The 8,352-nt window shown below is 58.9% G+C and carries 5 protein-coding genes; 1 reads left to right on the forward strand and 4 read right to left on the reverse strand.

The window, feature by feature from the left end:
• From JJ869_RS20120 to JJ869_RS20135, 4 genes are all read right to left on the reverse strand, one after another.
• On the reverse strand, positions 1-369 hold a 369-nt coding region (locus tag JJ869_RS20120; RefSeq protein ID WP_292270025.1), incomplete at its 3' end, for a type I restriction-modification system subunit M N-terminal domain-containing protein.
• Positions 370-3,765 (reverse strand): DEAD/DEAH box helicase family protein, encoded by a 3,396-nt coding sequence (locus JJ869_RS20125; RefSeq protein WP_292270028.1) that lies wholly within the window; start codon positions 3,763-3,765, stop codon positions 370-372.
• Positions 3,762-4,619, reverse strand: a complete 858-nt coding sequence (locus JJ869_RS20130; protein ID WP_292270031.1) for a WYL domain-containing protein — start codon at positions 4,617-4,619, stop codon at positions 3,762-3,764. Before JJ869_RS20130 ends, JJ869_RS20125 begins: the two co-directional genes overlap by 4 nt.
• A gap of 228 nt (positions 4,620-4,847) precedes the next feature.
• Positions 4,848-6,002, reverse strand: coding sequence for a site-specific integrase (locus JJ869_RS20135; protein WP_292270033.1), 1,155 nt, complete (start codon positions 6,000-6,002; stop codon positions 4,848-4,850).
• Positions 6,003-6,242: 240 nt separating this feature from the next.
• Between JJ869_RS20135 and JJ869_RS20140 the strand changes: the two genes are divergently transcribed.
• A complete protein-coding gene (locus JJ869_RS20140; protein ID WP_292270036.1) occupies positions 6,243-6,899 on the forward strand; it encodes a hypothetical protein in 657 nt (218 codons plus the stop codon).
• Positions 6,900-8,352 lie beyond the last annotated feature (1,453 nt).

Raw genomic sequence — 8,352 nt, forward strand, 5'->3', positions numbered from 1 at the left:
CACCGAAAGCCCGGGCTTCTGGATCATCAACTGCGCGTCCTTCATGAACTCGGCGAAGGCCGTGCCGCTGGCTACGGTCGCGCGGAAGTGCGGGAAGACCTTGTCGCGCACGAGGGGAAGCATCTGGTCAGATCCTAGGTGCCGGAACTGCGACCAGCGCAGGTGCTGCTCGTCCTCCTTGAATCGGCGCTGGAACGACTTGCCCGTCCGCTTGTGGCGGTTCTCGTCTCGCGCCTCGTTGATGTCGAGCAGGCGCGCATACATGAGGAACGTGATCTGCTCGATCACCGTCAGCGGGTTGGTGATCCCACCCTGCCAAAATTCCGTCCAGAGCGCGTCGACGCGCCGCTTGAGCTCACCCGTGACCATTTATGATTTCCTCTCATTCGGGTTGTCGTTGGGGCGCTTCTCGACCGTGGGGCCGAAGGAGCGCACAATGTCGATGAGATCGGTGAGGTCGGCCTCGTCATCGAAAACCCCGTCGGGGCCGTCGGCATCGACCACAGTGAAGGGGTCGTCGTAGAGCCGCTCAACCTCGATCATGCCGTAGCGCGCGATGTGATTTTGCAGCAGCGCGAGGAAGCGCGTCTGCTTCGCGCTGAGCTTCGGATGCTTCTGGACGAAGTTTGTGAACTTCTCCCGCACCGCTTCGGGGTCCATCCCCACGATCATCCGGATCGCGAGGTAGAGCGGACCTGCGGTCTCGGTAAAGAACTCCTCGAGATGCTCGCGCCGCACGTCAGGGTGCTGCGTCAGAATGAGCGAAACGAGCGAGTCAATTTCGCGGTCGGACGCGGCTTCACCGGCCCGGATCTTCTTCAAGATCGGGTTCGTCTCGAAATGTTTCTTGAGCTCCACTTCGACGATCTGCTGGTAGGCTTTCATGTCGACGGATTTCAGGCTAGCCGAGCGACGCGCGAACTGCATCTGCCCGGCGTCCTCAGTTATGTCGACCACTTTCGGAGGCCCCCCCTGCGAGCCAACCTTTGCCCGATGGTGCATGATCTCACGAAGCTGAAGTCGAGCGTCCTCTAGGTCAGCGCCCGTTACATCCTTCCAGAAGGCATCCGACTTCACGCGTTTTATGACTTCAGCCTTCTCGCGCACCGGGTTCAGGTGCATCTGCAGAGACGCCAAACGGTCGATGAGCTCGATTTTCAGGTCGGCAATCTCTCCCGAACCACGAAGCGCCCCGACCTGCATACGGGCGATGAGGAGGTCGAGCGCAAGGGCGTCACCAAAGCCACGGATGTTTCGCCATTGCATCAATGGGGCGATCTCCTGGCGCAGCCTGGCGACCGTCGCCGGGGCGAATGCCTTCAATACCTCGGGGCGAGATAGCGCGCGCTTCTCCTTCCATTTCTCCCGAACCGCGATGGACTGTTCTGGGAGGGCATTGATGTCCTGCTCCACCAGCTTGATGACGGCGTCGAAGGCCGCGATTTCGCTTTTCTGAAGAGCGATCTCGGCAACGTTCAGCCGCTCCTCGAAGACCAGCTGAGCAAGCGGCTTGCCCTGCTTGGGCTCAGCAGGGCGATAGCCCATCTCGAAGCGAGCGAAATTGCCCCAATGGTCGAAGATGCGGAACACGGTCTTGTGCTGACCGGGACCAAAAAGGTCAGGACAGAGACGCGTACCGCGGCCGATCATCTGCCAGAACTTAACGGGTGATTTCACTGGCCTCGCGAATACCAGGTTCACGATTTCCGGAATGTCGATCCCGGTATCGAGCATGTCGACCGAGATCGCGATGGTCAGGTCGTTGTTAGTGCCTTCGCCCTTGAAATCGTCGATCAACTGCTCGGCTCGGGGGTCGTAGTTATCGATCACCTGGCAGAACTTGCCGGCGTACTGCGGATACATCTCATCGAAGAGTTGACGCATCAGCATCGCGTGCTGATGGTTCCTTGCAAAAATAATGCTTTTTCCTAGAAGTTGCCCGGTCGCATCCTTGATCCCGTTTTCCATCAGGTTTCGGAGGATCGCGCGGTTAGTGTCCTTGTTGTAGATGACCTTGTCGATCTGCTCCGAGGAGAAATCATACTGTGCCGGGTCCTCCCCCTGGTCTTCGAGCTCCTGGATCTGCTGGGGCGACAGGCCATCGAGAGCAATGCCGTCGCGAAGGAACTGCGTCGTGTGCTCATAGACCTCGAATGGAGTCAGGTAGCCTTCCTGAACCGCCTGTTCGAGATCGTAATTTGACGTGGGAAGCTGCCCTTCGCACCCAAAGAGGCGGAAGGTGCTCCTCGTAACGAAGTCAACTGGCGTCGCGGTAAGCCCCACCTGATGACAGTCGAAATAGTGAAAGATGTCTCCGTAGACATTGTAGATGCTTCGATGAGATTCATCCGCGATGATGAGGTCGAAGAAGCCAGGGTCGAAAGACTGGAAAACCTTTTGCATCGCGGGATAGGTCGCAAGGAAGACGCGCTCACTGGCGTTCGTCCTCACGCGCGATGTGATGATCCGCGTGGGCTCCGAAAGGAAATCGTTGAAGGCGTTCTTGGCCTGCTTCCGGAGTTCCCTGCGATCGCAGAGGAAGAGGACCCGCTTGACCCAACCGGCTCTAATCAGAAGGTCCGTCAGCGCGATCGCGACGCGTGTCTTGCCTGTACCAGTGGCCTGAACAACCAGCGCCCGACGGTGCTTCTGCGAAAACCGCTCAGAAACCCTTTTAATCGCTTCGAACTGGTACAGCCGATCCACGATCTGAGCGCTGATCGCGACTGTGTCGAGGGGATGTTTGTTGTGCCGTTGGTAGTTAGCCAGATGCTGAAGGCTGTCCTTGGAGTAGAAGCCATAGAGCTTCCGCGGAGGAAAGTTCTGCGCGTCGTCCCAAATCCAGATGTCGAAGCCGTTCGTGTAGAAGATGACTGGGCGGTGCCCATACTGCTTTTCAAGGCTATCGGCATAGAGTTTGGCTTGATGCCGACCAAGCTCGGCATCGGTCGAGGTCTTCTTCGCCTCGATAACGGCCAGCGGATTCCCGTTGTCATCCCACAGCACGTAATCGGCGTAACCGATCCCGGAGGTCGTGGGCTGGTTATCGACCTCGACTTCCTTGCCCACTTGAGTCGTGTTCTCGACGCCTTCTGCGATATCCCAGCCGACGCTCGCCAACATGCTGTCGATGAGGCGGGTTCGGGTTTCTGCCTCGCTGAACTGAAGTTCATCGGCCGCTGCCTGAGCTGAGCTTGCTAGCTGCTTGAGCTCAGCCGCTTCCTTCTGGGCGGCGGTTGCTTTCGAGCGCGCTTCTTCGAGCTCCGAAAGCAGCGCGTCCATCTGCGCTTCCTGGGCCGCCAGTTTTTCGAGGACCTGGCGCCGTTCCTGCTCCTCAACCTGACCTGGAATGGCCGGCTGTTGGAAGGCGGGAAGCTGGTCTGCTTTCGCTTTCCCGTACCGGACACACATCCAGCGAGCGAGATCGTGTGCCTCTTTGAGCAGCCATAGCGCGTGTTGGCTCTTCACAGGTTCGCCATGCGCGGCTTTGTTGCCGTGCATCCGCAACGCGTGGAGTTTGTCGAGCACAACCTTCGGCGTGATCGCGATGAAGGCGTCGTTCTGTAGGAGATCAACAAATGTCGGCAGGTCCGGCTTTGGCAGTTGGAGCTCGCGGTAGATATCCTTTGTCAGATTTTCCGCGAACAGGCGAAGCTTGACGAGCGCACTGGTCGGATCGGCGTGAGCGTATGACTCAGCAAACCCGCCAAGACCTGCAAGTTCAGGCCATCCGTCACGTAGTATTTCGAAGTTAACCGATTTCATGCCATCGCCTCCGCGAGCGCGACGTCGAAGGCAGCTCGGTTGGCGACCACGACCGGGACTTCGTGGGGGTTGTCCAGCTTGTCTGCAACATCCAGACGGAGACGCTTCAGGAAGTAGTAGAGCAGCGCCTTGCGAACCATGACTTCGGTGCGCCCGTTCGTCATTTCATAATCTTGGGCGATGATCGATCGCTGGTTCTCGCTCAGGGCTGGATTCGGTGCGAGCGCCACCGCAAAGCGATCATGCCAAAGCTTGTCGTCATTCGCGGACGCGCCGGACAGTCCATGCTTTCGGGTCTTCATGCATCGCGAGAGGATGAAGTCCTTGAACTTGTGATCGATGTGACAGAAGGCACGGATATGCCAGCGCAGGCCGTCATTGCCGAGAGCGTGGGGAGAAATCCGCCTCCACTCGGGGGTGGGTTTCTTGGCGCTCATCGACTGATAGAAGACCTCGATGGAATGGCCTTCTCTTACGGCCCTGAGGACATCGCGAAGAACGTCGGCCTCCACGCGCCGGTGTGGAATAGGCAGGGCATCATGCTCGGGCGCCGATGCAAGCCAGGCTTCGGTCACACCAGACGCTCCTCCGTTAGTCTCGCGCAGATGCGCGAGGTACGTGGATGCATTGGGCTGCATGAAAACAGGCTTGAAATCGTCCGCGGCTTTATAGCGCTTGGCGCTCTTGTCGTAGATCAGATTTCCCGGTGCCTTCTCCTCGTAGCGTGTCAGGGCCTTTGAGGCCTGGGGCACGGAGACGCCGAACTGGTCTACGATGTCAGCACGGTTAATCCCGCCCTCCCAAAAGAGGCGGAATTCAATGAACTCCAACCGTTTTTCGACACCCCAGCGCATTGCAGCTCCTCGTTCAGAGGGTGGGACGAGAGCACCCACCAGAATCGTTTAATGATGGGTACATAAACTATACGTATCTTGGCCATCAACCCCTTCGCGCAAAGTTTTCCAAAAGTTTGGGCTTTGGTGTTTACCGAGAAGTGCTGGCACTGCTGGTTCCAGTCTATTGGAGACTGCTCCAGCACCCGCGCCACCATCACCACCGTGGGTCATGGAGCCAACAAGCAATCACCCCAAGCATTGCCGCAGGTTCTGCGCCACCGCGTCCGCTGCCATCCGCACTGGCTCGGCCGCGAGGTGGGCGTAGCGCGCCGTGGTCTGGACCTGCGTGTGGCCGAGGAGCTTACCGATCATTGGCAGGCCCTGACCCGACGCAACGGCCGTGGACGCGAAGGTGTGGCGCAGGTCGTGGATGCGGACGTCCTTGACGCCGGCCCGCGCGCGGACGCGCTGCCAGAAGGGCTGGAGATCGCTCAGACGCTTGCCCGGTAGCGTTCCGAAGATGACCCACGCGTTACCTTCGATGCGCTGGGCATCGCGGAGTAGCTCGACTGCGGGCTGGCCGAGATGGACGACCTTGGCGCCGGACTTTGAATCCGGCAGGCGCAGGACGCGCTCGGCCAGATCGGCGTATGCCCATTTCAGCGTCATGATCTCGTTGAGGCGGCATCCGGTCAGGATCAGCAGGCGGGCGGCGAGGATGGCCGAGGGCAGTTCGATCCCCTCCGCCTCCATCTCGCGCAGCACCTCGCCAATGCGGCGGAGTTCAGCCGCGCTGAGGAACCGCTCGCGCTTCTCCTCGGGGTACTTCCGGATGTGCTTTCGTGGGTTGGTGCCGTCCGGACGCAGGCCCCACATCTCGGCGAGGCTGAACATCTTCGAGACCACTTCGAGGCAGCGGTTCGCCTGATAAGGGATGTGCCGGAGGTCGTGATGGAACTTCGCCACGTCCGCCCGCGTGATCCCTGTGACCGTCAACTGCCCGAGGGCGGGCAGGATGAATCGCTGCAGATTGCGCCGATACTCCTTGGCCGTGCTTGCCTTCACGCGGATAGCGATGTGCTCCTCGTCGAACCGCTTCGCCAGCTCCTTCACGGTGATCGCCTTGCGCCCAGCGTCGCGTTCGGCGGCGGGGTCCTCGCCATTGCGCGCGGCGGCCACGATGGAGATGGCGCGGTTGCGCGCCTGCTCGCAGGTCAGCACCGTGCTGGGCCCGAGGCTGATCCGCCGGGACCGGCGTCCGGCGCGGTACTGGACCACGTAGCCCTTGCGCCCGCTCGGCAGCACCCGCAGCCCGAAGCCAGGGATCTCGCTGTCCCAGACGAAGTATTCGGCGGAGCTAGCTTCTGCGGCGTCGACGAGGCGTTTGGTGATCTTGGGCATGGTAGGCGGCCTTCTGGTTCTCTTTGCTCTACAGTGCGAAAGGCGTGGTTATAGTCAACGAACACATTGATATTGCGTGGAAAAAGGAAGTATTGCGCGTTTCTGCGTGGCGACCCTTCGCGTCGGTGCAGGGTGAAGTTGGCTTGTGCGAATCGGAACGCAGGCCTGTAGGCGCCGGAGTGGAAGTTGTCTTCAATGTCGTTTAGTCTTTGGAGACTGGGAGACAGTCGGACGAAAGCAATGGCGATGCGGGGCAAGAAACAGGCGGTCGATGACGGGGCGATGCGGGCTCTGTTGAAGCAGTATGCCTGCCCGTTCCCGTATCATCAGGTCAGGGCGCGCTTAATGGGCAACATCGCGACGCCTGACATGAATGCCTCGCCCATGAAGGAGGTTCAGCGCCTCTGGAATGATGATCTGCCTGTGTTCGATAGCCAAAAGGAGGCGGAGGCCTTTTTTGCTGCGATTTTGCAGGGACTTTGGAATGGCCTGAGCGCGCACCAAAAGCGTAGCGATCCCTTCAAGCTTGTGCGGTTGAAGACCGCTCCGGCTAGCTACGAGTACCTGGCGCGTCTCGGCAGGGTCCGCCGCGAGGAGATCGATGGTTTCGTCGACGGGCTTTTTGCAGGACATGAGGAGATGGATTTTCCTGAGAGCGCGCACAAGCCGGTTGGCATCCTGGGCGAGTTGCGCGCCCTGTTTGCTGCTACTGAAGAAATGGCATTGAATCCTCCCGGACCAGCCGACGTTTCGACTCTGGAGCAGACCGTCAAGCACTTGCGGGAACTGACGCGGATTGCCGAGGGCGAAATCAACACGATCATCCAGTCGTGCCGGAAAGCACGACAGCAGATGTTGGAAACCTATGTGATGGAACGGCCGGGTACACTGCACTGATGTGTTAATCCATTGAGAGGTTTTGATGGTGTCGACGGAAGAGAAAATTGAAAATGCCGAGGTGCTGAAATGGTGACTTTTCTTCCTCCCCGGTGCTGTGATTGCGGTGCTTTGCCGGGCAAAGAACATCAGTCTTGGTGCCCATTTGGCGATCCAGGCGTCTTACACGAGTCGCCATTTCCACTTGAGCTGGAAACTGAATTGCCTCGATCGGAGATAACCGACGACGGTTCGAGGTCTCGCAGACCCACGATTTGTTGTATCGATCGCGAGATACTGGACCTCGAAGCGCTGCGTCCATTCTTCACCAAAGAAGCTCTGCGGGAAGCAGTTCGGGGCCATGTGGGAGAATTCGGATATGACCGAGCGATTTCCGGGGTTGTCTATAAAAAACCGGGAACCAGCGAATGATCTCTGCTACCGCGACCATCACCCGACGCCCGCGCGGAAGCATTGTGGAAGCAAGAGGGTGCAAAGTGCTGCCTGTTTCTGCGCAATCTCGCGCACGGTGTGAGCGGGGCAGGGGGCGCGAAGTGGCGGAAATATCGAAGGAATACGCAAGCGAGCGCAATCGTTCATGGTTCGTTCGACACGACTCATAACCTGAAGGTCGTAGGTTCAAATCCTACCCCCGCAACCAAATTTAAACGCGTTATTAAACGCTTACGCGCCGCCCTCCGGGGCGGCGTTTGCAACTGGTCCGGGTGTGGAAGCACTGTGGAAGCAAGAGGGCACGAAGGCCCGCATATCAAAGCGAAAACCTGCACCGTGAGTCGTTGCAATAGCTCACGCTCACCTGGAAGGGATGGACGCGCGCTCCCCGTGACCGCTTCTATGCAGACCGTCGGAAAGCTTCAGTTTCCGGTGTGCTCCTGCGGAGAGCTTTTGTTGGCCCAATGGGCTCCAAGGTCAGGTTTGCCCGAGGTAGCGCACATCTGACGAAAAGACTCAGGTGACGGCAACGAGCCCATACCGGAAGTGCTCTGACTCTCACGCTCGCAAATGCAGCTATGCGATCGAGGGAAGCCAACGCTGCGTCGCGGAAAGAAAAGCCGCCGTTCATTCCGGGCGCGGCGAGTTTTCGGGCATAGATGTCCGGATTTGGGTCGGTGCGGACTTCATACCAGCGTACTGAGCTTGCCTCATCCAGAGATGATAAGCACTTCAGAAAACTATAAATGTCCTACTCGAATGCCGAAACTACATCGGGAGCCAGCCGCCCCCATATTGGCGCTTTGTATTCCGAGAGCGACTATCGGCGAAACATCATCCTTATGCCCGCCATGACTTGCATTGATCATCGGAAGCAGTAAGGGCTCTGTTGCACAAATCTGGTAACGACCGGACGTCCCCTTTCCCCGGACAGACCTATCCTGCGACCTCTGTGATTGGTGTTCCGAGGGCGGTGAAGCCGTTGAGGACGGCGACCCTGATCTGGAACTCTGCAACCTGA

This window comes from Marivita sp., from assembly GCF_017643905.1.
Taxonomy (GTDB): Bacteria; Pseudomonadota; Alphaproteobacteria; order Rhodobacterales; family Rhodobacteraceae; genus Marivita.

Bases quoted from the DNA above. Each gene is read 5' to 3' on its own strand.
- JJ869_RS20125 (WP_292270028.1), bottom strand. From the start codon at position 3,765: ATGAAATCGGTTAACTTCGAAATACTACGTGACGGATGGCCTGAACTT.
- JJ869_RS20130 (WP_292270031.1), bottom strand. From the start codon at position 4,619: ATGCGCTGGGGTGTCGAAAAACGGTTGGAGTTCATTGAATTCCGCCTC.
- JJ869_RS20135 (WP_292270033.1), bottom strand. From the start codon at position 6,002: ATGCCCAAGATCACCAAACGCCTCGTCGACGCCGCAGAAGCTAGCTCC.
- JJ869_RS20140 (WP_292270036.1), top strand. From the start codon at position 6,243: ATGGCGATGCGGGGCAAGAAACAGGCGGTCGATGACGGGGCGATGCGG.